The sequence below is a fragment of the Pseudomonas sp. IT-347P genome (genome assembly GCF_949768005.1).
Classification (GTDB): Bacteria; Pseudomonadota; Gammaproteobacteria; order Pseudomonadales; family Pseudomonadaceae; genus Aquipseudomonas.
This window is the reverse complement of sequence record NZ_CATKPQ010000033.1, coordinates 360,814-387,003: the sequence shown is the minus strand read 5'-3', so window position 1 is coordinate 387,003 and position 26,190 is coordinate 360,814. Positions and strand designations below refer to the sequence as shown.

Here is a 26,190-nt window from a genome sequence, read left to right as displayed (position 1 = left end):
GAAGACAACATTGATCGGCTCCCTCTCCCTCCGGGAGAGGGCTGGGGTGAGGGAGCGATTTTGGAGGATGAACCGTTATACGAAAACCCTCAATTCCAACCCGCCCGATCCATCATCCGGATCGCCTCGGCCTGACGCTTGCCCGCCACTTCCACCGGCAACGTGTCAGCGATGAACTTGCCCCACGCCGCCACTTCTTCCGAAGGCGCCACTGCCGGGTTGGCCGGGAATTCCTGGTTCACGTCAGCGAAGATCTTCTGCGCCTCAGGCGTGGTCATCCACTCGACCAAAGCCTTGGCCGCTTCCGGGTGCGGTGCGTGTTTGGTCAGGCCGATGCCCGACAGGTTCACGTGCACGCCGCGATCGGCCTGATTCGGCCAGAACAGCTTCACCGGCAGCTCCGGCTTCTGCTTGTGCAGGCGACCGTAGTAATAGGTGTTGACGATGCCGACATCGCACTGCCCGGCGTTGATCGCTTCCAGCACCGCGACGTCATCGGAGAACACGTCGGTCGACAGGTTGTTGACCCAGCCCTTGAGGATTTCCTCGGTCTTGGCCGCACCGTGGACTTCGATCATGGTCGCGGTCAGTGACTGGTTATAGACCTTCTTTGCCGTACGCAGGCACAGGCGCCCTTCCCAGTTCTTGTCGGCCAGCGCTTCGTAGGTGGTCAGTTCGCCCGGTTTCACCCGTTCGGTGGAGTAGGCGATGGTCCGTGCACGCAGGCTCAGGCCAGTCCAGGCGTGCGTGGACGAGCGATACTGCAGCGGAATATTGGTGTCGATGGTTTTCGAGGTAAACGGTTGCAGGATGCCCATCTGCTCGGCCTGCCAGAGGTTGCCGGCGTCAACGGTGAGCAACAGGTCAGCAGTGGCGTTTTCACCTTCGGCCTTGATGCGCTGCATCAGCGGCGCTTCCTTGTCGGTGATGAACTTGATCTTCACCCCGGTCTTGGCCGTGTAGGCATCGAAGACCGGTTTGATCAGTTCATCGATGCGCGACGAGTAAACCACCACCTCATCAGCAGCCTGGGCCGTTGTGCTGCCGATCAGGGTCAGGGCCAGTGCGGTCAGAAGACGCTTGGGTGCCAACATGGGAGTGGTCTCTCGGTCGGAAAATGTGGGCCAAATGATAAGGACTCACATTTACCACCTCAATCGAACTCTTTTTGAAGGAGTTACCAGATGTTGCACAGTTTGAAAATTGTGGTGCCTGGACTGGCGCCATCGCGAGCAGGCTCACTCCTACATCTGAAATGCGTTCCCCTGTAGGAGTGAGCCGGCTCGCGATGAGGCCATATGCAGCAACGAAAAAATCAGGGTTTGGCAAGGGCCGGAAGATCACCGGTCAACCCGAGGGCTTCACGGACAAACAGCGCCTTCGCCTCCGGCATCTGCTCCACCAGCTTCAACCCGGCATTACGCAACCAGCGCACCGGCAACGGGTCAGCCTGGAACAACCGCTCAAAGCCCTCCATCGCCGCCATCAGCGCGAGGTTGTGCGGCATGCGCCGACGCTCGTAACGGCTGAGTACCTTCACATCCGCCAAGCGCTCGCCACGTTCGGCTGCTTGCAACAGCACCTCCGCCAGAACCGCCGCATCAAGGAAACCAAGGTTCACACCCTGCCCCGCCAACGGATGAATGGTGTGCGCCGCATCGCCAATCAACGCCAGCCCTTCAGCCACGTAACGCTTGGCATGGCGTTGACGCAGCGGCACGCACAGTCGCGGATCGGCACTGATGACTTCGCCGAGACGCCCCTCAAAGGCGCGCTCCAGCTCACGGCAGAAAGCCGCTTCATCCAGCGCCATCAAGCGCTCGGCCTCGCCAGGAGTGGTCGACCAGACGATCGAACACCAATCCTGCTGCCCGTCGCGTTCCAGCGGCAGAAACGCCAGCGGCCCGTGATCGGTGAAACGCTGCCAGGCAGTCATCTGGTGCGGCTTGCTGCTGCGTACGCTGGTGACGATGGCGTGATGAAGATAATCCCACTCGCGGGTGGCAACGCCGGTCAGGCGGCGAACCGCCGAGTTGGCACCGTCAGCGGCAATCACCAACGGCGCACGCAATTGCCGGCCATCAGCCAATGTCAGCAGCCAGTCATCACCGGAGCGACGCATCTGCTCCAGCCGCGCATTGGCCAGCATGCCCAGATCGCAATCGTGCAAACGGTCGAGCAAGGCATCCTGCACTACGCGGTTTTCGACGATATGACCAAGCACATCGGCATGCACGCTGCTCGCCGAGAAATGAATCTGCCCGGTGCCGCTGCCGTCCCACACATGCATGTCGGTGTACGGGCTGCTGCGCCGAGCGGCGATGCCATCCCACACGCCGAGGCGTTCAAGAATCCGCTGGCTGGCCGCTGACAGGGCGCTCACTCGCGGTTCGAACGCGGCTTCGGCGTCGAACGGTTTGACGCTCAGCGGGCTGCCGTCGAGCAGCAGGACTTCAAGACCGCTGTCCTGCAGCGCCAACGCCAGGGCGCTGCCGACCATTCCGGCTCCGACAATCAGCAGATCTGCGCGCATTTCCATGCTTTAAGCCTGTCTCGCTTGCGGCTTGAGCCGCACGTAAAGGGTTTTACCGACCCGCGCCACCAGATCGCCGGCGCCGTCATGAATGTCGATCTGCAACTGCGGCAGGTACTTTTCGCCATTGGCGGTCTGCCGGCGGATCTCGGCGAGCAAGGTCTCGTCGATATTGAAGCGGGCGAACACCGGGCCTTTGCCCGGCGCAATGAAATCGATGTCGGCAGCCTTGTCCCAGACGATGTACTTCGAGCCAAGGTTTTCCATGAGCATCAGCATGAAAAACGGATCGACCATCGAATACAGGCTGCCGCCAAACTGGGTGCCGACGTAGTTGCGGTTGTACCAGCCCAGTCCCATCGACACCTGAACGTCGCGGAAGTCATCGCTGATATGCCGAACCCGAACACCGGCGCCCAGATACGGCGGGTAAAACGTCATCACCCAACGCATCAGTCGCGCCTTGCCGAATTTTGCGGTCAACCACTTAAGCATCCGGACGCGTTCCCAAACCCATGGCCTGACGGGCAAACCAGCGCTTGGCCGGTGGCAACAGATCAAGGCCGAGCAGGCCGATGTTGCGCCCCAGCGAAACCAATGGCTGTGTGCTGCCGAACAGCCGGGTGACCTGATCGGAGAAACCGACGGTGAGATCCTGATCGAGACGCTGACGCTCGCGATACGCCTGCAAGGTTGCGAAGTCGCCCAGCGGTTTTTCACTGGACAACAACGCGGCGGCCAAGGCATCAGCATCGCGCAGCGACAGGTTGAAACCCTGGCCGGCAATCGGGTGCAGGCTGTGCGCCGCGTTGCCAAGCACAGCCAGATGCGAGCGCACTTGCTCTTCGGCTTCGACCAGCGACAACGGATACAAATGTCGTGCGCCAACCTGCTTCAGCGTACCGAGGCGATAACCGAACACGCCCTGCAGTTCGCTGAGGAAATCGCGTTCGCTCAAGTCGGCCAGACGTTGTGCGTCCATGCCCAAACGGGTCCAGACCAGTGCGCAGCGGTTTTCCGGCAACGGCAGCAAAGCCATCGGCCCTTCGTCGGTAAAGCGCTCGAAGGCCATGCCGTTGTGCGCTTCGCTCGGGGTGATGTTGGCGATCAGTGCGCTCTGGTTGTACGGACGCTTGCGCACGTTGATGCCCAACTGTTCGCGCAGCCCGGAGCGACCGCCATCGGCAAGCACCGCGAGGTCGCATTCAAGGGTGGTTTCATCGTTGAGGGTCAGGCGATAGCCGTCAGGCAGCGGCTCCATGCGCGTGACTTCCGCCGGGCAGCGCCAGCTGATCACGTCTTTGTCGAGGTGTTGCCACAGGCACTGGCCGAGCCAGGCGTTTTCCACCACGTAACCAAGCGCCGGTACGCCCTCCTCCATCGCCGACAAGCGCGCGGTGGAGAAGCGGCCACGGTCAGACACGTGAATCTGTTTGATCGGCTCGGCGCGACGGGAGATTTCCTGCCACACGCCCAGCCGTTGATAAATCTGCCGCGAACCGAAGGACAGCGCCGACGAACGTGCGTCGTAGCTCGGCTGCCAACTGTCACCGGGAGCAAACGGTTCGATCAGCACGATCTTCCAGCCACGGGCCTTGGCCCCGGCCTGCAAGGCCAGCGCCAGACTGGCGCCGACCAGACCGCCACCGATGATTGCCAGATTGACTCGACTCATGCCGCGTGTGTCCTTGCTTGCGCCATCAGCGCTTCGATTTCAGCGACGGTTTTCGGCACGCCGCTGGTGAGGATTTCACAACCGGTTTTGGTTACCACCACGTCGTCTTCGATGCGCACGCCAATGCCGCGCCATTTCTTCGCGACGTTCTGATTGTCCGGGGCGATGTAGATGCCCGGCTCCACGGTCAGCGCCATGCCGACCTCGAGCACACGCCATTCGCCGCCGACCTTGTACTCGCCGACGTCGTGCACATCCATGCCCAGCCAGTGGCCGGCGCGGTGCATGTAAAAGACCTTATAGGCTTCGCTGGCGATCAACTCGTCAACCTCGCCTTGCAGCAAACCGAGTTTCACCAACCCGGTGGTAATCACTCGAACCGTGGCTTCGTGCGCCTGATTCCAGTGCTTGTTCGGGGCGATTTCGGCGAATGCGGCTTCCTGCGAGGCCAGCACCAACTCGTAGATCGCTTTCTGCTCCGGCGAAAACTTGCCGTTGACCGGCCAGGTGCGGGTAATGTCGCTGGCGTAGCAGTCGATCTCGCAACCGGCGTCGATCAACACCAGATCGCCGTCCTTGAGCAACGCGTCATTCTGCTGGTAATGCAGGATGCAGCTGTTGCGCCCGGCGGCAACGATCGAGCCATAGGCCGGCATCTTCGCCCCGCCCTTGCGGAATTCGTAATCGAGTTCGGCTTCGAGGCTGTATTCGTAAAGTCCGGCCCGACTGGCCTGCATCGCGCGGATGTGGGCTTGCGCCGAGATCCGTGCAGCTTCGCGCATCACCTTCACTTCTGCCGCCGATTTATACAGACGCATGTCGTGCAACAGATGATCCAGGGCAACGAATTCGTTCGGTGGCTGGGCGCCGAGGTGCGCCTTGGAGCGAATCACGTTGATCCAGTCCATCAGGTGCCGGTCGAATTCGGGATTGCTGCCCATCGCCGAATACACCCGGTCGCGGCCCTCGATCAGGCCCGGGAGGATGTCGTCGATGTCGGTGATCGGGAAAGCGTCGTCGGCACCGAAGTCGCGGATAGCGCCTTCCTGCCCTGCGCGCAGGCCGTCCCACAATTCGCGTTCGGCGTTGCGCTCACGGCAGAACAGCACGTACTCGCCGTGCTCACGACCGGGCATCAAGACGATGACGGCTTGCGGCTCGGGAAACCCGCTGAGGTACTGGAAATCGCTGTCCTGACGGTAGACGTGCTCGACGTCGCGGTTGCGAATGGCTACCGCGGCGGCGGGCAGGATCGCGATGCTGTTGGGTACCATCTGCGCCATCAGGGCCTTGCGGCGACGGCTGTATTCCGCTTTCGGGATATGGGTCATGGGCAGATGGCTTTCCCTGGCACGCGATTAATGCAGCGACGGCTTGGCGGCTGGCGGCACGTCGGCTTTCTTGGTTTCCGAGAACAGCAGCAGCGGCGCAACGCGCAGGTACTCCATGACTTCCATGTAGTCGTTTTCACCGTCATCGGATTCTTCCAAGGCGTCTTGCACCTGGGAAATCGCAGCCAGATCCTGCAGCACTTCGGTGGCTTCAGTGCTGAGCATGCTGCTGTCGCGACAGTTCAGGCCGAAACCGCTGAGGAAGCCCTGGCACCATTCACCCAGTGCAGCGGCGCGCTCGGCCAGCGGCGCGTCATCGGTCGGTAGCAGCAGAACGACAGTGACGTCGTCGCCGGTCAGCTCGCCTTTGACCATCTCTTGCAGGCCGATCAGGGCGTTGCGGACGTTGTCCTGAATATCGCCTTCGAGCAGTTCGGCGGCGTCGATCAGCCAGCCTTCGTTATCGAAGCCGGCACCGGCGCAGCTGCGTCCGAGCAGCACGCCGTGCAGTTCGGCAGGCGAGACGTTGTGGCCGCTGGAAGTCAGCAGGGTGGCAAAGGCTTGGTACGGGGAATTCGCAATGGTCATGGGCAGCTAGGCGCCAGACGGCGCTATGTCTAGAATGAAGGCCTTGTATCCTACATCGACAGACTCGCCAAGACTATTAAAGGCTGTCCGCCAGCTATCCCATCAGACAGACTCCAACTCAGTGGACACAATGGAAGACACCGACCTGCAAGCGCTGATGGCCAGACTCGAATTGCTGATTGGTCGAGTCGAGCAACTAAAGAGTCAAAATGCACTCTTACTAGCTCAGGAAAAAACCTGGCGCGAGGAACGCGCTCACCTCATTGAAAAAAACGAAATCGCCCGGCGTAAGGTCGAATCGATGATTTCGCGCCTCAAGGCCCTGGAGCAAGACTCATGAGTTCAAGCAATAGCGTCACCGTGCAGATCCTCGACAAAGAATATTCGATCATCTGCCCGCAGGAAGAACGCAGCAATCTGGTGAGTGCCGCGCGCTACCTGGATGGCAAGATGCGCGAGATCCGCAGCAGCGGCAAAGTCATCGGGGCCGACCGTATCGCCGTGATGGCTGCGCTGAACATCACCCACGACCTCTTGCACAAAGAAGAGCGCCCGGATATCCAGGCCAGCGGCTCGACCCGTGAACAGGTGCGCGACTTGCTCGATCGTGTCGATCTGGTCCTCGCCGACGATCAGAACACCACCAAGGGCTGATTCGACTGGCCGCTTGCGGTATACTCGCGGCACTCCCTGGGGTGCTTGCCAGTTGACGATGTCCCTGAGCCGATTCGCACTACCCTGGAAGTTGCACGTTGGGCTGGTGTGCATGTCCGCTAGACGGAAAGCCTTAAAGTCTACTGCATCTTCCACCTTGAACTTTCGGGTTCAAGGGCTAAGTTGACAGCGGTTCATCCGGGGAGCCTGATTCGAATCCGATGTCGGTGAAAACCGCCATCGGATTTTTTATGCGTACGTTTTTGCATCCACCCTGCCGAAGCCGAACCATGACCGAACCCGCGCTGCTGCCCCGCCCGCAACTCCGCCGCCTGCTGCGCAAGGCGCGCCGCTCGCTGAGCAAAAGCGAACAACGCCAGGCCGCCAAAGGCCTGTACCGGCAACTGGCGCAAGACCCGCATTTTCGCCGGGCCAGACATATCTCGTTGTATCTGCCCACCGACGGCGAAATCGATCCGCGCCTGCTGCTGCGTGAAGCGCAGCGCCGCGGCAAAGCGACTTATTTGCCGGTGCTCAGCGCGTGGCCGCGGACCAAAATGGTTTTCCAGCGGATTCGCCCCGGCGAGAAACTCAAACCCAACCGCTTCCGTATCCTCGAACCGCGAGCCAATCTAGCCCGGCAACGCAAGGTCTGGGCGCTGGATCTGGTGTTGCTGCCGTTGGTCGGGTTTGACGATGTCGGCGGGCGACTGGGGATGGGCGGCGGTTTTTACGACCGCAGCCTGGCCTATCTGGCTCGACGAAAAAGCTGGCGCAAGCCGACGCTGTTGGGTCTGGCCCATGAATGTCAGAAGGTCGAACGCTTGGCGCAGGCGAGTTGGGATGTACCGTTACAAGGCACGGTCAGCGACAAGGCATGGTATTTCGCGGGATAGGACGCCGCGCAGAACAGCGGCGTCGAAGCAGTCGTTTCAGCGCTTGAAGGCTGTCGACTGTTGAACCTGTTGCGCGACTTCAATCGGCGCATCAGCCTTGTTGGACCACAGGCTCTGTGCGTAACCGGTGGTCACGACGCCCAGGCCGAACAAAATTACCAAAGTCCATAGCAAATCCGGTTTGCGTTTCATCGATTGCCCCCCTCAAGGCACATCATCACGATGACAGCAGCGGTTTCCGTTTGTAGGCCGTGCAGCAGCGTCAAGCTTTAAAGGCCGGCATTTTGCGACAACGTGAACCTGCGCGCAAACGCTGACGTCAACCGACTGTCGGTTTGTCATAAAATTGCCCGACAACCTGCCCAATGACCGTTTCAGGAGCACACGACATGGCCTATTGGCTGATGAAATCCGAACCCGACGAACTCTCGATCAAAGGTCTGGAGAGGCTCGGCACAGCGCGCTGGGACGGGGTTCGCAATTATCAGGCGCGTAACTTCCTGCGGGCGATGGCGGCGGGCGATGAGTTCTTTTTCTACCATTCCAGTTGCCCGGAGCCGGGAATCGCCGGAATCGGCAAAATAATCGCAGCGGCCTATCCGGATCCCACCGCACTGGCGCCGGACAGTCATTACTTCGATCCGAAGGCAACGCCAGAGAAGAATGCCTGGAGTGCAATCGATGTCGAGCACGTTGAGACGTTTGCGGGGGTGTTGAAGCTGGATTATCTGAAGCAGCAGACGGCGCTGGCCGAGATGCCGTTGGTGCAGAAGGGATCAAGATTGTCGGTGATGCCCGTTACGGCGGAGCAATGGGCGGCGGTGATTGCCCTCAAGCCTTGAAGAATATGTTGCCTGAAACATCACCATCGCGAGCAGGCTCACTCCTACAGGGGAACGCATTCCAACTGTAGGAGTGAGCCTGCTCGCGATGAGGCCTGCCCGGACAACGAATGGCTTACTGAATGATCAGGTTGTTGAACAACAGATCTTCCACCACCGGCTTGCCGGTCTCGTCATTCATCACTTGCTGGGTCTGCTTCAACGCTTCCTGACGCAGCTTTTCCTTGCCTTCGATGCTACCCATCGCCTCGGTGCTTTGCTGGGTAAACAGCGCCACCAATTGATTACGGATCAGCGGCTCATTGGCCTTGACCAGTTTGGTCGCCTCTTCGCCGGTCACGCGCAATGCCACATCAGCCTTGTAGACCTTGAGCTTCGGCGTGCCATCCAGCCCGTAGTTGCCCACGAAGGGCGGGCTCAGGGTGATGTAATTGACCTTCGGCGCCTCGCCTTCTTTGGCTTCTTCGGCCAGCGCTGCCACAGGCAGAGACAGGGCCAGCAACAACATGATCCACGCTTTCACAATTCGCTCCTTATCCGGTTTGCGGCCTAGCATAACGACCCGCCGCGCAAGCACAAGCTTATGGCTGACTATCAGGGCCGGGCATGCTCGTTGACCCGTTGACTGACACACCTACACTTATCGGCCATCACTCCCAAAGGAATAGCCCTGATGAAAGCCGTGCTGTGCAAAGCCTTCGGCCCTGCCGAATCGCTGGTGCTGGAAGACGTCGCCAGCCCCGCCCTGAAGAAGAACGAAATCCTGCTGGACGTGCACGCCGCCGGGGTCAACTTCCCGGACACGCTGATCATCGAGGGCAAGTACCAGTTCAAACCGCCCTTCCCGTTCTCGCCGGGTGGCGAAGCGGCTGGTGTGGTGCGCGAAGTCGGGGAAAAGGTCAGTCATCTCAAGGTCGGGGATCGGGTCATGGCGTTGACCGGTTGGGGCAGTTTCGCCGAGCAGGTCGCGGTGCCGGGCTACAACGTCCTGCCTATCCCGCCATCGATGGACTTCAACACCGCCGCCGCGTTCAGCATGACGTACGGCACGTCGATGCACGCCCTCAAGCAACGCGCCAACCTGCAAGCCGGCGAAACCCTGCTGGTGCTTGGCGCGTCCGGCGGCGTCGGCCTGGCGGCAGTGGAAATCGGTAAAGCCATGGGCGCCCGCGTCATCGCCGCCGCCAGCAGCGCCGAGAAACTTGCGGTGGCCAAGGCTGCCGGCGCCGATGAGCTGATCAACTACAGCGAAACCAGCCTCAAGGACGAAATCAAACGCCTCACCGACGGCCAGGGCGCTGACGTGATTTACGACCCGGTCGGCGGCGACCTCTTCGATCAAGCCATCCGCGCTATCGCATGGAATGGCCGCCTGCTGGTCGTCGGCTTCGCCAGCGGGCGCATCCCGGAGCTGCCGGTCAACCTTGCCCTGCTCAAAGGCGCGGCGGTACTCGGCGTGTTCTGGGGCTCCTTCGCCCAGCGTCAGCCGCAGGACAACGCGGCGAACTTCCAGCAATTGTTCGGCTGGTTCGCCGAAGGCAAGCTGAAACCGCTAGTGTCGCAGGTGTACCCACTGAGCAATGCGGCGCAGGCGATCAATGATCTTGGCCAGCGCAAGGCGGTGGGCAAGGTGGTGGTGCAAGTGCGCTGAGTGACCTTTCGATAAAAGGCCAGAATGTCCGGTTTGGTCGTACTGGCCTTTGTTATCAAAGCAACTCACGGATCTCCGTTGGTAACAGGCTTATGAATTTGCGCGTCGGGCTCTCTCGACAAGCCCTGACGATCGTCTCAACCCGCCGATTCATCTTGGCAATCATCGCCAGACGCTGTGCGTCCGGTAGCTGAGATTTATGGAAGACGTTCGTGAGATAGGCGCGGGTTTGTGCGAACACCGCCGAATCAACCCATGAATACTCGGCAATATTGGCCAGATGCTCGTTAACCGTACGGCATCGTAAGACTTTCAGCTGCTGATTGACGTGAATGGGCTGATCCAGATCGAGCCTGAAAATCATTGGCGCGATGACTTCCTGCTCTTCAGGTTTATCCCCTTCAACCGTCCAAGGCTTGAAGCGCCACTGCGCCACTGCGACTCGAACCGCATCGGAAAAGTCAGGGTGAGTGCTTTCTCGAATGCTGATTTCGCCGACTGAGCCATCAGCATTGGCGACGAAACTAACATTCACCTCGCCCGTTATACCTGCCCTTTGCAGTTCTAGAGGATAAATCGGCTTGGGATTGTTTTCCGGTATTAAAAACAATTCTGAGGCCAGCGCGGAACAGCCGACCAACAACCAAAACCCAGCAAAAAACCATCGCATGATCCTGCCCCTCCCTAGTGAGTTGTCCTATCCAGCAACAACACAAAGGTTACGGAGCAATGACTTCTAACTGAATGGCGCAGCTTCGCCGCTGCATGCAGGACGTTTCCTTGATCCCTTCGGGAAACCGGGCAAACCCGCTGCACGAATGGTCGCAGGTAATTTTTCTTACGGAGATTTAGCCGCCGCTTGCGCCGGCAACGTCACCAGGCATCAGATGCTCCTGAACCTTCTGACTATGAGACTGGGCCAACTGCCCCTTGTCATCGAAACGCAAAACAATCAGCCAATCGTAGACATCCACCGGCCATTTCGGCTGACCGATCAACGCCGGGCCATCTCCGCCGAAAGCGGCAATCAGTTTGTTGATGTGGCCGTGGTGCCAGGATATCAGCACGGTTTTCGCCTGATTATTCTTGCGCAGCGTGTTGACCAGTTTATCGACATCGTTATTGGCGTAGGGCTGCTCGATCGGCAGTTGCAGGCGCTGGGACAGTGGGATCAGCGTCTGACGCGGGCGGATGCTTTCCGGGCTGTCGGCGGTAGCGATCAGACGTTGGGGCGTGAGTGTCTGGTCATCCAACTGCAAAGAGGTGAAATAGTCCGCGTAAGCGGCGGCGCGCTGCTCGCCCCAGGCATTGAGTTCACGGCCTACATCAGGCTTTTCCGCATGACGGACAATCAACACGGTGACATTGCGCAGGCCCGGCGCCGCAGAACCTTGGGCGAAGCTCAATGCCAACACTGAAACAGTCACTGCTGCGACCATCAACAATCTGGGCAATAGCCTGCGAACTTTCGGGGTCATCGTCATCTCGCGATATCAGTCGATTTATAGACCGCGAGTCTAAGACACAGCGTTCTGTGCGCGACAAAAACGCCCTGTTCTTACAGCTGAGCGACAGGTTCGTAAAAGAACATGCGACTTCCAACATTTTCCGCTGTTTGCTTGATGCGAACCGGTGCTATTTTCGGTAACGAAACTGTAACATTCGCATCCGCAGTCAAAACAAGAAATCTGGAGCTCTTGAATGTTTGCTTTCTTTCGTCCTGCCGCACATCAGGCTCCATTGCCTGAAGAAAAAATAGACAGTACCTACCGACGCCTGCGCTGGCAGATCTTCGCCGGTATTTTCTTTGGCTACGCGGGTTATTACCTGCTGCGCAAAAACTTCTCGCTGGCCATGCCATACCTGATCGACGAAGGCTACAGCCGCGGCGATCTGGGCCTGGCGATGTCGGCGATCGCCATTGCCTATGGCTTGTCGAAATTCCTCATGGGCCTGGTGTCCGATCGTTCCAACCCGCGCTACTTCCTGCCGTTCGGCCTGCTGGTCTCGGCCGGGGTCATGTTCATTTTCGGTTTCGCACCTTGGGCGACGTCCAGCGTGACCATGATGTTCATCCTGCTGTTCATCAATGGCTGGGCCCAAGGCATGGGCTGGCCGCCAAGTGGGCGGACCATGGTGCACTGGTGGTCGCAAAAGGAACGCGGCGGCGTGGTGTCGGTGTGGAACGTGGCGCATAACGTCGGCGGCGGCCTGATCGGCCCGCTGTTCCTGATTGGCATGGGCCTGTTCAACGACTGGCATGCAGCCTTCTATGTACCGGCAGCGGTAGCGCTGGGCGTGGCGGTGTTTGCTTTCATTACCATGCGCGACACCCCGCAATCGGTTGGCCTGCCGCCGATCGAGAAATACAAGAACGATTACCCGGAAGGCTACGACGCCAGCCACGAAGACGAATTCAGCGCGAAAGAGATTTTCGTCAAATACGTGCTGCGCAACAAAATGCTCTGGTACATCGCCATGGCCAACGTCTTCGTTTACCTGCTGCGCTACGGCGTTCTGGACTGGGCACCGACCTACCTCAAGGAAGCCAAGGGTTTCACCGTGGATAAAACCTCGTGGGCGTATTTCTTCTACGAGTGGGCGGGCATTCCGGGCACGCTGCTGTGCGGCTGGATGTCGGACAAGATCTTCCGTGGCAACCGGGGCCTGACCGGCATGGTGTTCATGGCACTGGTGACTGTGGCGACGCTGGTTTACTGGCTGAACCCGGCCGGCAACCCGACCGTCGACATGATCGCGCTGTTCTCGATCGGCTTCCTGATCTACGGCCCGGTGATGCTGATCGGTCTGCAGGCGCTGGAACTGGCACCGAAGAAAGCCGCCGGCACCGCTGCGGGCTTCACCGGTCTGTTCGGTTACCTCGGTGGTTCGGTCGCGGCCAGCGCGGCGATGGGCTACACCGTTGACCATTTCGGCTGGGATGGTGGTTTTGTGCTGCTGGTAGGCGCTTGCCTGCTGTCGATGGCCTTTTTGGCCCCGACGCTGTGGCACAAGCAAGTTGCCAGTCAGAGCCGTGAAGCAGTCGCTTGATCCGACGGTGACTTACAGCGCTTGAGCCGCGCCTCCAGATTGCGGTCTGGCATGGCGTGGCTGCGCAGGGCATGGGCGGTCTGCTCGACATAATCGCGAGTGGTGCCGTAACGCCCCTTGGCGCTTTCAAACACCTGGCTTAGCACGTGATCCGGCAAGTTGCCGGCGTAGCTGGGCAGGTGTCGCTCCAACACGAATCCCAACGCCTGTACCTGACTGCCGTCTTCGAGCCGGCAGTTGAGCCAGTGGGGGCGATAGGACGGTACCGGCATCTCGCGCTTCCACAGCGCATAGAGCGCGGTATCGAGATTGTCTTCCGGCAAGCGGTAGGCAAAGCCACTGCATGAACCGCCACGATCCAGACCGAATACCAGACCGGGCATTTCCGGTGTACCGCGATGCTCGTGCGACCACAGGTACAAGCCGCGGTGGTAACCATGCACGCGTCCGCGTACCCGCTCCACCGCCGAGCATTCAGGCCGCCAGATCAGCGAACCATACGCGAACAACCACACCGGCCCGCCCTTGTGGCGCGCCATGGTCGAATGCATGGAAGCGAGCAGTTGTTCGTGCGTCAGCTGCGGCCCAAGATCGAGCCGCGGAGGGTAAGCCAGGTTCAGGATTGCGTTTTCAATGGCGCTCATGGCGAATAGCGTTCAGCTCCCCGCGGGTGAAGAATTACTTAATAGAACGCACCGCTGTAACAATAAGGCACATATGTTTCAAGGCAATTTGAGTGCCATGGCACTGTGGTTAATTGATTGCCTTGTTGACATATAACCTAGCGGTATTTATTCAATTACATAAATACCGATCGGCTATATATAGAGTTATAAAGGATCAGGCGCGTGGGGCGTACGCGAATACGTCTGCGCGCATTTGATGGGCATCCATCCCTGCTTCAACCAGTGCATCCAGCGTGCCGTAGACCATGGCCGGCGAGCCACTGGCGTAGACATGCAAGGCCTTCAGATCCGGGAAGTCTTCACACACTGCCTCGTGCAACATACCGCAGCGCCCTTCCCAACCGCATTGATCGCTGACGACTTTGTGCAAAAACAGGTTGGGCAGCTTCAGCCACTCGTCCCAGTGTTCGATCTGATAGAAGTCTTCTGGACGACGTACGCCCCAGTACAGATGCACCGGGTGTTTGAAGCCATTGGCGCGGCAATGTTCGATCAGGCTGTGAATCTGGCCCATGCCCGTACCCGCGGCAATCAGCACCAGCGGCCCGTCGGGCAATTCCGCCAGATGCGTATCGCCGAATGGCAACTCGACACGCACCATGGCGTTGCGTTGCAACTGTTCGATCAGGCTCAGTGCACTGGCTTCGCGCGCCAATACGTGGATTTCCAGATCACGCCCGCCGTGAGGTGCCGAGGCCATGGAGAACGCCGATTTCTCGCCGCTCTCGCGCTCGATCATCAAATACTGCCCGGCGTGATAGCGCGGAGGCTTGCCGGCCGGCGCACGCAAACGCACGCGCCAGGTGTCGCCACCCACGTCGCGACATTCGATGACCTGGCACGACAGGCTGCGCACCGGCAGTTCTCCCAGCGCGAGCACGCCATCCCACAGCAGGACGCAGTCTTCCAGCGGCTCGGCGATGCAAGTGTAGAACTCGCCGTGGTCGTGAACCTTGCCGTCCTGCGCGATGCTGCCTTCAACCAGCAGCGCCGCACACACGTGACAGTTGCCGTTGCGGCAGCTTTGCGGGCATTCATAGCCCAAGCGCCGCGCACCATCGAGAATCCGCTCACCGGGCTGTATCTCAAGCACTGCTCCGGAGGGCTGCAAGGTTACACGCATCAATCTATTCCTAACTGATTCCAGATGGCATCGATCCGTTGGGTGACGGCGTCGTCCTTGACGATCACACGGCCCCACTCGCGAGTGGTTTCGCCCGGCCACTTGTGGGTGGCATCCAGGCCCATTTTCGAGCCCAGGCCGGAAACCGGCGAGGCGAAGTCGAGGTAGTCGATCGGCGTGTTATCGATCATCACCGTATCGCGCTTGGGGTCCATGCGCGTGGTGATGGCCCAGATCACGTCATTCCAGTCCCGAGCGTTGATATCGTCGTCAGTGACGATAACGAACTTGGTGTACATGAACTGTCGCAAAAACGACCAGACACCGAGCATCACGCGCTTGGCATGCCCCGGATACGACTTCTTCATCGTCACCACGGCCATGCGGTACGAGCAGCCTTCGGGCGGCAGATAGAAGTCGGTGATCTCCGGAAACTGCTTCTGCAGGATCGGCACGAACACTTCGTTCAACGCCACGCCGAGGATCGCCGGCTCATCCGGCGGACGGCCGGTGTAAGTGCTGTGGTAAATCGGTTTGATCCGGTGGGTGATGCGCTCGACGGTAAACACCGGGAAGCTGTCGACTTCGTTGTAGTAACCGGTGTGGTCGCCGTAGGGGCCTTCATCGGCCATTTCGCCCGGATGAATCACGCCTTCGAGGATGATCTCGGCGGTGGCCGGCACTTGCAGGTCGTTGCCACGGCACTTGACCAGTTCGGTGCGGTTGCCGCGCAAGAGACCAGCGAAAGCGTATTCGGAGAGGCTGTCCGGCACCGGCGTCACGGCGCCGAGAATGGTCGCCGGATCCGCGCCCAAAGCCACGGACACCGGGAACGGCTGGCCCGGATGCTTTTCGCACCATTCGCGAAAATCGAGGGCGCCGCCACGGTGGCTGAGCCAGCGCATGATCACCTTGTTGCGGCCGATCACTTGCTGACGGTAGATGCCGAGGTTCTGGCGATCCTTGTTCGGGCCTTTGGTGACGGTCAGACCCCAGGTGATCAGCGGGCCAACGTCGCCGGGCCAGCAGGTCTGCACCGGCAACATCGCCAGGTCGACGTCGTCGCCTTCGATGACCACTTCCTGGCACACCGCGTCTTTGACGACTTTCGGCGCCATCGAGATGATCTTGCGGAAGATCGGCAGCTTCGACCACGCGTCTTTCAAGCCCTTCGGCGGCTCCGGTTCCTTGAGGAACGCCAGCAGCTTGCCGATTTCGCGCAGCTCGCTGACCGACTCGGCGCCCATGCCCATGGCCACCCGCTCAGGGGTGCCGAACAGGTTGCCGAGCACCGGGATGTCGTAGCCGGTGGGTTTTTCGAACAGCAGCGCCGGGCCCTTGGCCCGCAGCGTGCGGTCGCACACCTCGGTCATCTCCAGCACCGGCGAGACGGGAATCTGGATGCGTTTCAACTCTCCGCGCTGCTCAAGCTGCTGCACGAAATCCCGAAGATCCTTGAATTTCATTGACGATGGCACCCTCAAAATAGGCGTACATCCTACCTGCTCTGACGGGCAAACAGCAGCCCGTCAGTGCCCGGCATCGCTCAATTGTGGCTCGTACCCAGCAGGATCGGTGCGAACAACGGACTCAGTCGGGCGCTGCCGACGTCGGAAAGGTGGTCTGCATCCTTGTATTGCGAGTGGCCGTCGACATCGATCGGGCAGAGTCCGTCCTTGCACATCAGCGGCGTCGGATCGATGACATGCACACCGGAATCGGCAGCGCTCATCGAGCCAAACAGATCGGTGAAAAACCGCTGGCGCGCCAGATGTTCGCTGAGCGGACGACCGAGACCTTCCGCCGAACGCCCGATGCGGGCCAGGCTGGTCAGGCGGTCGATGTAGCTCTTGTGCTGCAGCGGCACTTCCTTGAACAGCCAGACTTGCACACCCGCTTCACGCAGCTCGGCCACTTGCGCCTTGAGGGCGGCGGCCATGCGCTGCTCCGCCTGGCGTGGGTTGTCCTTGCGATCGAGCAGGAACTGTAGATCGCCATCGCCGTCTTCACGACCATAAACGTACAGGCTCCAGTTCGCCGCCAATATCACGTCCTTGATCCCCAGACTCGTGACGCGGTCCATGTTGCGCTGGTTGAAGTCTTTGCACTGAGGGCGCAAGTGGTCGTCAATGATCGGCGGACAACCCGTCAGACTGTACAGCCACACTGGCTGGACCATGCGACCGGCGTTGCCTTCGATGGCCGGCAACAGCGCTGCGGCGTGACTGTCGCCCCAGAACAGCTTGGTCGCCGCCATCGGTTGATCACCGCCCAGCAGACAGGATTTGGTCAGCGCCTTATCGGTGCTCAAGTGCATGCACTTCGACTGACCGGCGTTCCACTCGCGCGATTGCGCGTATTCCAGTGCCTTGCCCGTCAGGCGCTGTGGAATGCCGTCGGCCGAGCGAATCACCGAGCCGGTAACCGCCAGCACGGTGATCGATACCAGACCACCGACCAACACCGAGTTACGACTGGCGAACACACGCTTTTCACGAAACGGCAGCTCGATGTAACGCAGGCTCAGCCAGGCCAGCGCCACCGCCAGGGCGATCCAGCCGATGGCTTCCAGCGGCTGGATGCCGTCGATGGAGATCGCGTTGGCGTACACATAAACCGGCCAATGCCACAGGTAAAACGAGTAAGACAGCAAGCCGACCCACACCAGAAACCGCACACTCAACAGGCGTCCGGCCCACGTTTCGCCCTGAGCGCCTGACCAGATCAGCGCCGTCGTGCCCAATACCGGCAACAGTGCCGCCCAGCCCGGAAACACTGTGGACCTGTCGAAGGTAAACACCGCGACCAGCACCGCTGCCAATCCAGCCAGGCCGACAGACTGACGCAGCCACGGTCGCGCGGCATGCTTCGTCACGGGCATTACCGCCAGCATCGCCCCGCACAGCAGCTCCCAAGCGCGGGTCGGCAACGAGAAAAAGGCGAACTCCGGCCGGCGTTCGATGTAGATGATGTTCAAGCCGAACGACACCAGCAGCACCGCGAACAGCATCCAGCGCCAATGACGGACGTAGCGCATCAGCAACACCATCAGCAGCGGGAAGAAGATGTAGTACTGCTCCTCCACCGCAAGCGACCAGGTATGCAGCAACGGTTTGAGTTCCGAGGCAGGCGCGAAGTAGCCGTCCTCACGCATGAACAGAATGTTGGAAATGAACAGCGACTGATAACGAATCGTGCGCCCCAGCTCAGCCAGGTCTTTGGCCGTCAGCAATAGCCAGCCCAGCGCCAGTGTCACCACGACCACCACAGTCAGGGCCGGCAGGATGCGCCGGGCACGGCGGCCCCAGAAATCGAGAAAGCTGAAGCGCTGCGCGCTGATTTCGCGGAACAGAATCGAGGTAATCAGGAATCCGGAAATGACGAAGAACACATCGACGCCAACAAAACCGCCGCTGAATGTAGTGAATCCGAAATGAAACAGTACGACGGGAATAACCGCCAGTGCCCGTAATCCGTCGATATCACGGCGATTGCCAAACGTGTGCATGAAAAACCTTACCTGTTCTGGATACAAATTCCCTTGAAGGCGCGAAGTTATCAGTCGCGCAAACTTCAATCCAGATACAAATAATTCAAGGCAAAAAAAAGCGCCCTTTCGGACGCTTCTTTTCAAACGGCTTGCGTGTTACTTGCGCTTCATCGACAAGAAGAACTCGTCGTTGGTCTTGGTCGTTTTCAGCTTGTCGACCAGGAACTCGATGGCCGCCACTTCGTCCATCGGGTGCAGCAGCTTGCGCAGAATCCACATACGCTGCAGTTCGTCGTCGGCGGTCAGCAACTCTTCGCGGCGGGTGCCGGAGCGGTTGATGTTGATCGCCGGGAACACGCGCTTCTCGGCGATCTTGCGATCCAGAGGCAGTTCCATGTTGCCGGTACCCTTGAACTCTTCGTAGATCACTTCGTCCATCTTCGAACCGGTTTCAACCAGCGCGGTGGCGATAATGGTCAGCGAGCCGCCTTCTTCGATGTTCCGCGCCGCACCGAAGAAACGCTTTGGCTTCTCCAGGGCGTGGGCATCGACACCACCGGTCAATACCTTGCCGGAGCTCGGGATCACGGTGTTGTAGGCACGGGCCAGACGGGTGATGGAGTCGAGCAGGATCACCACATCTTTCTTGTGTTCAACAAGGCGTTTGGCCTTCTCGATCACCATTTCGGCAACCTGCACGTGACGGGTCGGCGGCTCGTCGAAGGTCGAGGCAACCACTTCGCCGCGCACGGTGCGCTGCATTTCGGTCACTTCTTCCGGACGCTCGTCGATCAACAGCACGATCAGGTGAACTTCAGGGTTGTTACGGGCGATGTTCGCGGCGATGTTTTGCAGCATGATCGTTTTACCGGCTTTCGGCGGTGCAACGATCAGACCACGCTGGCCTTTGCCGATCGGGGCGCACAGGTCGATCACACGACCGGTCAAATCTTCGGTGGAACCGTTACCGGCTTCCATCTTCATGCGCACGGTCGGGAACAGCGGGGTCAGGTTCTCGAAGAGAATCTTGTTTTTCGCGTTCTCGGGACGATCGAAGTTGATCGTGTCGACCTTGAGCAGGGCGAAATACCGCTCGCCTTCCTTCGGAGGGCGAATCTTGCCAACGATGGTGTCACCGGTGCGCAAGTTGAAACGGCGGATCTGGCTAGGCGAGACGTAGATATCGTCCGGGCCGGCCAGGTAGGAAGCGTCAGCGGAGCGCAGGAAGCCGAAGCCGTCCTGGAGAATCTCCAGCACGCCATCACCGGAGATTTCCTCGCCGCTTTTCGCGTGCTTTTTGAGCAGGGAGAAAATCACGTCCTGCTTGCGCGAACGGGCCATATTTTCTATGCCCATCTGTTCGGCCAATTCGAGCAGTTCGGTAATCGGCTTTTGCTTGAGTTCAGTCAGATTCATATAGGAATGACGTAATCATTTATGGAGGGGGGGAAATTAAGCTTTTGGCTTAATGAGGCCGCGCCGCAGAGAAGGCGACAGGATCGCGTACTTATTCGAAAAGGAGTGCGTCGGCGACGGCTAGCAGGGGGCAGTGGAGAAACCAGTGCGGGGCCGAATGTACCACCTGAGTTTCGGAGCGTCTAGCCCTGAATACGCAAAAAGCCCCGCAATTTGCGAGGCTTTTTTAACGCACTTTACGGCGACGCTTAGATGTTGGCGTCGAGGAAAGCCGCCAGTTGCGACTTCGACAGGGCGCCGACCTTGGTCGCTTCAACGTTGCCGTTCTTGAACAGCATCAGGGTCGGGATACCGCGCACGCCGTGCTTGGCCGGGGTTTCCTGGTTTTCGTCGATGTTCAGTTTGGCAACGGTCAGCTTGCCTTTGTAAGTCTCGGCAATCTCGTCCAGAACCGGAGCGATCATTTTGCAAGGACCGCACCATTCAGCCCAGTAATCGACCAGGACAGCGCCTTCGGCCTTGAGTACGTCGGCTTCGAAGCTAGCGTCGCTAACGTGTTTGATAAGATCGCTGCTCATGGAATTCTCCAGGTTGTAAGCAAAAAAACGTGGCCCATCATAGCCGCCCTTCCCCTGTTCAGGAAGCCGCAGTTGATTGAGTCTTGCTATGGCACTCGATGAGTTTGGGTATAGCTCAAGTCACGCCGTGGCGGGGGCAATAAAGGAAATGCCGGTGCGCAGGGCGGCGTTGCGCACGTGCTCCTGCATGGCCTTCTGTGCGGCACCAGACGCCCGGCGCGCGAGGGCTCGCAAAATCTTGCGATGTTCCTGCCAGGTTTCCATGGCGCGTTCGGCGCGGATGAACGGCAGTTTCTGGCTTTCGAGAAAGATCTCGGCGCTGGCGGTGAGGATGTTCAGCATCGCCTGATTGCCGCTGGCCAGCAGGATGCGGCGGTGGAATTCGAAGTCGAGTTTCGCCGCAGCCTCAAAGTCGCCGGCGCGCAATTGCTCACGCATCGCAGCGACATTATCTTCCAGGGCATCCAGATCGAACGTGCTTAACGTGACCGCCGCCAGCCCGGCGGCAAAGCCTTCCAGCGCATAGCGCAACTGAAAGATATCCAGCGGCGACGCTTGCGCCGCAAATGGCCAGCCCGGCGCCTGCGCGCCACGCGGCAACTCTACGGGCGACTGCACAAACACGCCTTTGCCTGGCTGAATGCTGACCACACCCAACGCACTCAGCGAGGACAACGCCTCACGCAACGATGCCCGACTGACGCCCAGTTGCAGCGCCAGATCCCGTTGCGACGGCAAGGCATCACCCGCACCGAAACCTTGTTCGGTGATAAGTTTGCGGATCGCTTGCAGCGCCACTTCGGGTACCGCGCGGGAAATCGAATTCATGGTTTTTCAGACGCGCCAGGCCAATGTGCGGCTAGTTGTAAAGCTATTCGGCGAGTCCGGCAAGTCGTGCCCCAGCAGGGTTCGACGAACCTGGCAGATGCGCCATGGCAGTGCGAAAAACAACCTGACTGTTCAGACCAGTAAGACCGAACAAAGCCGTTGAAACTGCGGCCTGCCGGGACGAAAGACACGTATTGGCACGACCCATGCTCTGTCCGATCGCAGAAATCACTTCCCGCCGATCCGGAGATTGTCCATGACCAAGCGTTCCAGCGCCCTCCTCGCCGCCCTGTTTTCTTCTCTGTTGCTCAGTCAGGCTTCTGCTCACGCCGACGGTCTCGACGATGTGGTCAAGCGCGGCACGTTGAAAGTCGCCGTGCCCCAGGATTTCCCGCCATTCGGCTCGGTCGGCCCGGACATGAAGCCCCGGGGTCTGGACATCGACACGGCGAAACTGCTGGCCGATCAACTCAAGGTCAAACTTGAGCTGACCCCGGTCAACAGCACCAACCGCATTCCGTTCCTGACCACCGGCAAGGTCGATCTGGTGATCTCCAGCCTCGGCAAAAATCCCGAGCGCGAGAAGGTCATCGACTTCTCCCGCGCTTACGCACCGTTCTACCTCGCCGTATTCGGTCCGCCAGACGCTGCCATCGCCAGCCTCGACGACCTCAAGGGCAAGACCATCAGCGTCACCCGTGGCGCCATCGAAGACATCGAGCTGACCAAAGTCGCCCCCGAAGGCGTGACCATCAAGCGCTTCGAAGACAACAACTCGACCATCGCCGCCTACCTCGCCGGCCAGGTCGACCTGATCGCCAGTGGCAACGTGGTGATGGTCGCGATCAGCGAAAAGAACCCGAAACGCGTGCCGGCGCTGAAAGTGAAGCTCAAGGATTCGCCGGTCTACGTCGGCGTGAACAAGAACGAAGCGGCGCTGCTGGCCAAGGTCAACGACATCCTGAGCACCGCCAAGGCTGACGGCGCGTTGGAGAAAAATTCGCAGACCTGGCTGAAAGAACCACTGCCGGCCGATCTCTGATCGACTGCGCGGGAGACCTTTATGGCTTATCAGTTCGATTTCATGCCGGTGGTGGAAAACACCGACCTGCTGCTGCGCGGGGCGCTGTTCACCCTTGAGCTGACAGCCATCGGTGCGCTGCTCGGGGTCGGCGTCGGAGTTGTCGGGGCTTTGGTACGGGCGTGGAACATTCGCCCGTTCTCGGCAATCTTCGGCGTCTACGTCGAGTTGATCCGCAACACGCCGTTTCTGGTGCAGTTGTTCTTCATCTTCTTCGGCCTGCCGTCGCTCGGGCTGCAGATTTCCGAGTGGCAGGCGGCGGTGCTGGCGATGGTGATCAACCTCGGCGCCTATTCGACCGAGATCATCCGCGCCGGCATTCAAGCGATCCCGCGCGGGCAACTGGAAGCCGCAGCTGCATTGGCGATGACGCGCTTCGAAGCGTTCCGCCACGTGGTGTTGCTACCGGCGCTGGGCAAGGTCTGGCCGGCGCTGAGCAGTCAGATCATCATCGTCATGCTCGGCTCGGCGGTGTGTTCGCAAATCGCCACTGAGGAGCTGAGCTTCGCCGCCAACTTCATTCAGTCGCGCAACTTCCGCGCCTTTGAAACCTACGCGCTGACCACGCTGATCTACCTGTGCATGGCGTTGCTGATTCGCCAGTTGCTCAACTGGGTCGGCCGGCGCTACATCAGCAGGAGCCGCGCATGAGCGATTTCACCTTTTGGGACATCCTGCGCAACCTGCTCACCGGCCTGCAATGGACACTGGCGCTGTCGCTGGTGGCGTTCATTGGCGGCGGGATCGTCGGGCTGCTGATCCTGATCATGCGCATCTCGAAAAGCTCCCTGCCGAGCAGCATCGCCCGCACCTGGATCGAGCTGTTCCAAGGCACACCGCTGCTGATGCAGTTGTTTCTGGTGTTCTTCGGCGTGGCCCTGGCCGGGATCGAAATCTCGCCGTGGATGGCGGCAGCGATTGCCCTGACCCTATTCACCAGCGCTTATCTGGCGGAGATCTGGCGCGGCTGCGTCGAGTCGATCTCCAATGGCCAATGGGAAGCCTCGGCGAGTCTGGCGCTCAATCCGCTGGAGCAATTGCGCTACGTGATCCTGCCGCAAGCGCTGCGCATCGCTGTGGCGCCGACCGTAGGCTTCTCGGTGCAAGTGGTCAAAGGCACCGCCGTGACCTCGATCATCGGCTTCACCGAATTGACCAAGACCGGCGGCATGCTCGCCAACGCCACGTTTGAACCGTTCATGGTCTACGGCCTCGTTGCCCTCGGCTATTTCCTGCTCTGCTATCCCTTGTCCCTCAGTGCGCGCTACCTGGAAAGGAGACTGCATGCCTCTGCTTAGAATTTCCGCCCTGCATAAATACTACGGCGATCACCACGTGCTCAAAGGCATCGACCTCAGCGTCGAGGAAGGCCAGGTGGTGGCGATCATCGGCCGCAGCGGCTCGGGCAAATCCACCCTGCTGCGCACACTTAATGGCCTGGAGTCGATCAACGACGGCGTGATCGAAGTCGACGGCGAATACCTCGACGCTGCCCGCGCTGATTTGCGCAGCTTGCGGCAGAAGGTCGGCATGGTGTTTCAGCAGTTCAACCTGTTCCCGCACCTGACCGTGGGCGAAAACGTCATGCTCGCCCCGCAAGTGGTGCAGAAAGTGCCGAAAGCCAAGGCTGCGCAACTGGCGCGCGCAATGCTGGAACGCGTGGGCCTCGGGGAAAAGTTCGATGCCTTCCCGGATCGTCTTTCTGGCGGTCAGCAGCAGCGTGTGGCGATTGCCCGGGCACTGGCGATGTCGCCGAAAGTGTTGCTGTGCGACGAGATCACCTCGGCGCTCGACCCGGAACTGGTCAATGAAGTGCTTAGCGTGGTGCGGCAATTGGCCAGGGAAGGCATGACGCTGATCATGGTCACCCATGAAATGCGTTTTGCCCGCGAAGTGGGGGACAAACTGGTGTTCATGCACCATGGCAAAGTGCATGAGGTGGGGGATCCGAAGGTGTTGTTTGCCAATCCGCAGACGGCGGAGCTGGCGAATTTTATTGGCACCGTCGAAGCGACAGGCTGAGGAAAATACAGGGGCTTCCCGGCCCTCATCGCGAGCAGGCTCACTCCTACATGGGAATGCGCTCACCTGTCTGCTCGCGATTGACCGCGCAGCGGTCACCGACTTTCTGTGCTGAATCAACGGTTTGAACCGTGCGCGTTGGCGCCAGCGTTTGATCGTGGCACGATGTCGAGGTTATCGACCGAGACCCCCTGACCATGCCGCAATCCCAAGCCAAGAATCTGTCCCTGATCGCCGCAATCGACCTGGGCTCCAACAGCTTTCACATGGTCGTGGCCAAGGCCCAGAACGGCGAAATCCGCATTCTCGAGCGCCTCGGCGAGAAGGTTCAACTGGCCGCCGGCATCGACGATGAGCGCAAGCTCAACGAAGAGTCGATGCAACGCGGCCTCGACTGCCTCAAGCGTTTTGCCCAACTGATTAACGGTATGCCGCTGGGCGCCGTGCGCATCGTCGGCACCAATGCCCTGCGTGAAGCGCGCAACCGCCTCGAATTCATCCACCGCGCCGAAGAAATCCTCGGCCACCCGGTGGAAGTCATCTCCGGCCGTGAGGAAGCGCGGCTGATTTATCTGGGCGTGTCGCACACCCTCGCCGACACCCCGGGCAAACGTCTGGTCGCCGACATCGGTGGCGGCAGTACCGAATTCATCATCGGCCAGCGCTTCGAGCCGCTGCTGCGCGAAAGCCTGCAAATGGGCTGCGTCAGCTTCACTCAGCGCTATTTCAAGGACGGCAAGATCACCCCGGCCCGCTACGCCCAGGCGTACACCGCGGCGCGGCTGGAGATCATGAGCATCGAACACGCCCTGCATCGCCTGACCTGGGATGAAGCCATCGGCTCCTCGGGCACCATCCGCGCTATCGGCCTGGCGCTGAAGGCCGGCGGCCACGGCACCGGCGAGGTGAACGCCGAAGGTCTGGCGTGGCTCAAGCGCCGTCTGTTCAAGCTCGGTGACGTCGACAAGATCGATTTCGAAGGCATCAAGCCTGATCGCCGGACAATCTTTCCAGCGGGTCTGGCGATTCTCGAAGCGATTTTCGACGCCCTCGAACTGCAACGCATGGATCATTGCGACGGTGCGTTGCGCGAGGGCGTGCTCTACGATTTGCTGGGCCGCCATCACCATGAAGACGTGCGCGAACGCACCCTGACCTCGCTGATGGAGCGCTACCACGTCGACCTCGAACAGGCGGCCCGGGTTGAGCGCAAAGCCCTGCACGCATTCGATCAGGTCGCGAAGGACTGGGAGCTGGATGACGGCATCTGGCGCGAACTCCTCGGCTGGGCGGCGAAAGTGCACGAAGTCGGTCTCGACATTGCCCACTATCACTATCACAAGCACGGCGCCTACTTGATCGAACACTCGGACCTTGCCGGGTTCTCCCGTGAAGACCAGCAGATGCTCGCCCTATTGGTGCGCGGCCACCGCCGTAACATTCCCAAGGACAAATTTGCTGACTTCGGTGATGACGGTGACAAGCTGATTCGCCTCTGCGTGCTGCTGCGCTTTGCGATCCTTTTCCACCACATTCGCGGCACCCAGGCGATGCCGCAGGTGGTGTTGCATGCGAAGGGCAATACCCTGGATGTGGAATTCCCGGAGAACTGGCTGGATGAGAACCAGCTGACTCAGGCAGATTTCGGGCTTGAGGCGGATTGGCTGACGCGGGTGGGGATTGTCCTTACCGTTCACTGAGTTAAATCTCAGGTGCAAAAAAGGCGATCCTTCTGGATCGCCTTT

28 protein-coding genes and 1 other RNA gene are annotated in these 26,190 nt (G+C 59.9%); 12 read left to right on the top strand and 17 right to left on the bottom strand.

Going from position 1 to position 26,190, the window contains the following annotated elements; genetic code table 11:
• Window positions 1-89: 89 nt before the first annotated feature.
• From ACM6IV_RS14580 to ACM6IV_RS14555, 6 genes are all read right to left on the bottom strand, one after another.
• A complete protein-coding gene (locus tag ACM6IV_RS14580) occupies window positions 90-1,094 on the bottom strand; it encodes an extracellular solute-binding protein (protein ID WP_414870518.1) in 1,005 nt (334 codons plus the stop codon).
• Between the two features lie 221 nt (window positions 1,095-1,315).
• Window positions 1,316-2,533, bottom strand: coding sequence for a 2-octaprenyl-3-methyl-6-methoxy-1,4-benzoquinol hydroxylase (locus ACM6IV_RS14575; RefSeq protein WP_414870759.1), 1,218 nt, complete (start codon window positions 2,531-2,533; stop codon window positions 1,316-1,318).
• Between the two features lie 9 nt (window positions 2,534-2,542).
• Window positions 2,543-3,028, bottom strand: coding sequence for a DUF4442 domain-containing protein (locus ACM6IV_RS14570; RefSeq protein WP_414870517.1), 486 nt, complete (start codon window positions 3,026-3,028; stop codon window positions 2,543-2,545).
• The gene (ubiH, locus tag ACM6IV_RS14565) at window positions 3,021-4,208 is read right to left on the bottom strand and encodes a 2-octaprenyl-6-methoxyphenyl hydroxylase (protein WP_414870516.1); all 1,188 of its coding nucleotides are present in this window, start codon (window positions 4,206-4,208) and stop codon (window positions 3,021-3,023) included. The genes ACM6IV_RS14570 and ubiH overlap by 8 nt, the downstream gene beginning before the upstream one ends.
• Window positions 4,205-5,539: a Xaa-Pro aminopeptidase gene (gene pepP, locus ACM6IV_RS14560; RefSeq protein ID WP_414870515.1), complete on the bottom strand. Its 1,335-nt coding sequence runs from the start codon at window positions 5,537-5,539 to the stop codon at window positions 4,205-4,207. Before pepP ends, ubiH begins: the two co-directional genes overlap by 4 nt.
• 27 nt (window positions 5,540-5,566) lie before the next feature.
• The gene (locus ACM6IV_RS14555; RefSeq protein ID WP_414870514.1) at window positions 5,567-6,127 is read right to left on the bottom strand and encodes a YecA family protein; all 561 of its coding nucleotides are present in this window, start codon (window positions 6,125-6,127) and stop codon (window positions 5,567-5,569) included.
• A gap of 130 nt (window positions 6,128-6,257) precedes the next feature.
• On the opposite strand from ACM6IV_RS14555, the gene ACM6IV_RS14550 reads away from it, so the two are divergent.
• From ACM6IV_RS14550 to ACM6IV_RS14535, 4 genes are all read left to right on the top strand, one after another.
• The gene (locus ACM6IV_RS14550) at window positions 6,258-6,467 is read left to right on the top strand and encodes a TIGR02449 family protein (protein ID WP_007911197.1); all 210 of its coding nucleotides are present in this window, start codon (window positions 6,258-6,260) and stop codon (window positions 6,465-6,467) included.
• Window positions 6,464-6,781 carry a cell division protein ZapA gene (locus tag ACM6IV_RS14545; protein WP_034151990.1) on the top strand — a complete coding sequence of 106 codons (318 nt, stop codon included), beginning with the start codon at window positions 6,464-6,466 and terminating at the stop codon, window positions 6,779-6,781. Before ACM6IV_RS14550 ends, ACM6IV_RS14545 begins: the two co-directional genes overlap by 4 nt.
• 30 nt (window positions 6,782-6,811) lie before the next feature.
• Window positions 6,812-6,990: non-coding RNA, 6S RNA (gene ssrS / locus ACM6IV_RS14540), on the top strand.
• An 81-nt stretch (window positions 6,991-7,071) separates the two neighbouring features.
• Window positions 7,072-7,677 carry a 5-formyltetrahydrofolate cyclo-ligase gene (locus tag ACM6IV_RS14535; protein WP_414870513.1) on the top strand — a complete coding sequence of 202 codons (606 nt, stop codon included), beginning with the start codon at window positions 7,072-7,074 and terminating at the stop codon, window positions 7,675-7,677.
• A gap of 36 nt (window positions 7,678-7,713) precedes the next feature.
• Here the strand turns inward: ACM6IV_RS14535 and ACM6IV_RS14530 are convergent, their stop codons facing one another.
• Window positions 7,714-7,869 (bottom strand): hypothetical protein, encoded by a 156-nt coding sequence (locus tag ACM6IV_RS14530; protein WP_016985917.1) that lies wholly within the window; start codon window positions 7,867-7,869, stop codon window positions 7,714-7,716.
• A 197-nt stretch (window positions 7,870-8,066) separates the two neighbouring features.
• Between ACM6IV_RS14530 and ACM6IV_RS14525 the strand changes: the two genes are divergently transcribed.
• On the top strand, window positions 8,067-8,519 hold the full coding sequence (locus tag ACM6IV_RS14525; protein WP_414870512.1) for an EVE domain-containing protein: 453 nt from the start codon (window positions 8,067-8,069) through the stop codon (window positions 8,517-8,519).
• A 115-nt stretch (window positions 8,520-8,634) separates the two neighbouring features.
• On the opposite strand, the gene ACM6IV_RS14520 is transcribed toward ACM6IV_RS14525, so the two are convergent.
• Window positions 8,635-9,042, bottom strand: coding sequence for a flagellar basal body-associated protein FliL (locus tag ACM6IV_RS14520; RefSeq protein ID WP_041476900.1), 408 nt, complete (start codon window positions 9,040-9,042; stop codon window positions 8,635-8,637).
• 150 nt (window positions 9,043-9,192) lie between these two features.
• On the opposite strand from ACM6IV_RS14520, the gene ACM6IV_RS14515 reads away from it, so the two are divergent.
• A complete protein-coding gene (locus tag ACM6IV_RS14515; protein ID WP_414870511.1) occupies window positions 9,193-10,170 on the top strand; it encodes an NADPH:quinone oxidoreductase family protein in 978 nt (325 codons plus the stop codon).
• Window positions 10,171-10,225: 55 nt separating this feature from the next.
• Here ACM6IV_RS14515 and ACM6IV_RS14510 read toward each other — a convergent pair whose 3' ends face one another.
• Entirely contained in the window at window positions 10,226-10,840 is a 615-nt protein-coding gene (locus ACM6IV_RS14510; RefSeq protein ID WP_414870510.1) for an energy transducer TonB, read from the bottom strand.
• Between the two features lie 178 nt (window positions 10,841-11,018).
• Window positions 11,019-11,648, bottom strand: coding sequence for a flagellar basal body-associated protein FliL (locus ACM6IV_RS14505; protein WP_414870509.1), 630 nt, complete (start codon window positions 11,646-11,648; stop codon window positions 11,019-11,021).
• 223 nt (window positions 11,649-11,871) lie between these two features.
• Here ACM6IV_RS14505 and glpT point away from each other — a divergent pair, with 223 nt between their 5' ends.
• Window positions 11,872-13,221, top strand: coding sequence for a glycerol-3-phosphate transporter (gene glpT / locus ACM6IV_RS14500; RefSeq protein ID WP_047596691.1), 1,350 nt, complete (start codon window positions 11,872-11,874; stop codon window positions 13,219-13,221).
• Here the strand turns inward: glpT and ACM6IV_RS14495 are convergent.
• From ACM6IV_RS14495 to ACM6IV_RS14465, 7 genes are all read right to left on the bottom strand, one after another.
• Window positions 13,197-13,865 (bottom strand): gamma-glutamylcyclotransferase, encoded by a 669-nt coding sequence (locus tag ACM6IV_RS14495; RefSeq protein ID WP_414870508.1) that lies wholly within the window; start codon window positions 13,863-13,865, stop codon window positions 13,197-13,199. The two genes, glpT and ACM6IV_RS14495, sit on opposite strands and share 25 nt — an antisense overlap.
• 196 nt (window positions 13,866-14,061) lie before the next feature.
• Window positions 14,062-15,030 carry a CDP-6-deoxy-delta-3,4-glucoseen reductase gene (locus ACM6IV_RS14490; protein WP_414870507.1) on the bottom strand — a complete coding sequence of 323 codons (969 nt, stop codon included), beginning with the start codon at window positions 15,028-15,030 and terminating at the stop codon, window positions 14,062-14,064.
• Window positions 15,030-16,496, bottom strand: a complete 1,467-nt coding sequence (gene ubiD / locus ACM6IV_RS14485; protein ID WP_003229330.1) for a 4-hydroxy-3-polyprenylbenzoate decarboxylase — start codon at window positions 16,494-16,496, stop codon at window positions 15,030-15,032. Before ubiD ends, ACM6IV_RS14490 begins: the two co-directional genes overlap by 1 nt.
• A gap of 80 nt (window positions 16,497-16,576) precedes the next feature.
• Window positions 16,577-18,538, bottom strand: coding sequence for an acyltransferase family protein (locus ACM6IV_RS14480; RefSeq protein WP_414870506.1), 1,962 nt, complete (start codon window positions 18,536-18,538; stop codon window positions 16,577-16,579).
• 138 nt (window positions 18,539-18,676) lie between these two features.
• Entirely contained in the window at window positions 18,677-19,936 is a 1,260-nt protein-coding gene (gene rho, locus ACM6IV_RS14475; protein WP_003229334.1) for a transcription termination factor Rho, read from the bottom strand.
• Window positions 19,937-20,184: 248 nt separating this feature from the next.
• Window positions 20,185-20,514: a thioredoxin TrxA gene (gene trxA, locus ACM6IV_RS14470; RefSeq protein ID WP_003206727.1), complete on the bottom strand. Its 330-nt coding sequence runs from the start codon at window positions 20,512-20,514 to the stop codon at window positions 20,185-20,187.
• Window positions 20,515-20,634: 120 nt separating this feature from the next.
• Window positions 20,635-21,342, bottom strand: coding sequence for a FadR/GntR family transcriptional regulator (locus ACM6IV_RS14465; RefSeq protein WP_414870505.1), 708 nt, complete (start codon window positions 21,340-21,342; stop codon window positions 20,635-20,637).
• A 256-nt stretch (window positions 21,343-21,598) separates the two neighbouring features.
• On the opposite strand from ACM6IV_RS14465, the gene ACM6IV_RS14460 reads away from it, so the two are divergent.
• The 5 genes from ACM6IV_RS14460 to ppx all read left to right on the top strand — a co-directional run bounded on the left by ACM6IV_RS14460 (window position 21,599) and on the right by ppx (window position 26,145).
• Complete coding sequence (locus ACM6IV_RS14460) at window positions 21,599-22,384, top strand: transporter substrate-binding domain-containing protein (protein ID WP_414870504.1); 786 nt, start codon at window positions 21,599-21,601, stop codon at window positions 22,382-22,384.
• 21 nt (window positions 22,385-22,405) lie between these two features.
• Window positions 22,406-23,074, top strand: coding sequence for an amino acid ABC transporter permease (locus tag ACM6IV_RS14455; RefSeq protein WP_414870503.1), 669 nt, complete (start codon window positions 22,406-22,408; stop codon window positions 23,072-23,074).
• Entirely contained in the window at window positions 23,071-23,721 is a 651-nt protein-coding gene (locus ACM6IV_RS14450) for an amino acid ABC transporter permease (protein ID WP_414870502.1), read from the top strand. The genes ACM6IV_RS14455 and ACM6IV_RS14450 overlap by 4 nt, the downstream gene beginning before the upstream one ends.
• On the top strand, window positions 23,708-24,445 hold the full coding sequence (locus ACM6IV_RS14445; protein WP_414870501.1) for an amino acid ABC transporter ATP-binding protein: 738 nt from the start codon (window positions 23,708-23,710) through the stop codon (window positions 24,443-24,445). The genes ACM6IV_RS14450 and ACM6IV_RS14445 overlap by 14 nt, the downstream gene beginning before the upstream one ends.
• Window positions 24,446-24,642: 197 nt before the next feature.
• A complete protein-coding gene (ppx, locus tag ACM6IV_RS14440) occupies window positions 24,643-26,145 on the top strand; it encodes an exopolyphosphatase (RefSeq protein WP_414870500.1) in 1,503 nt (500 codons plus the stop codon).
• Window positions 26,146-26,190: the final 45 nt, after the last annotated feature.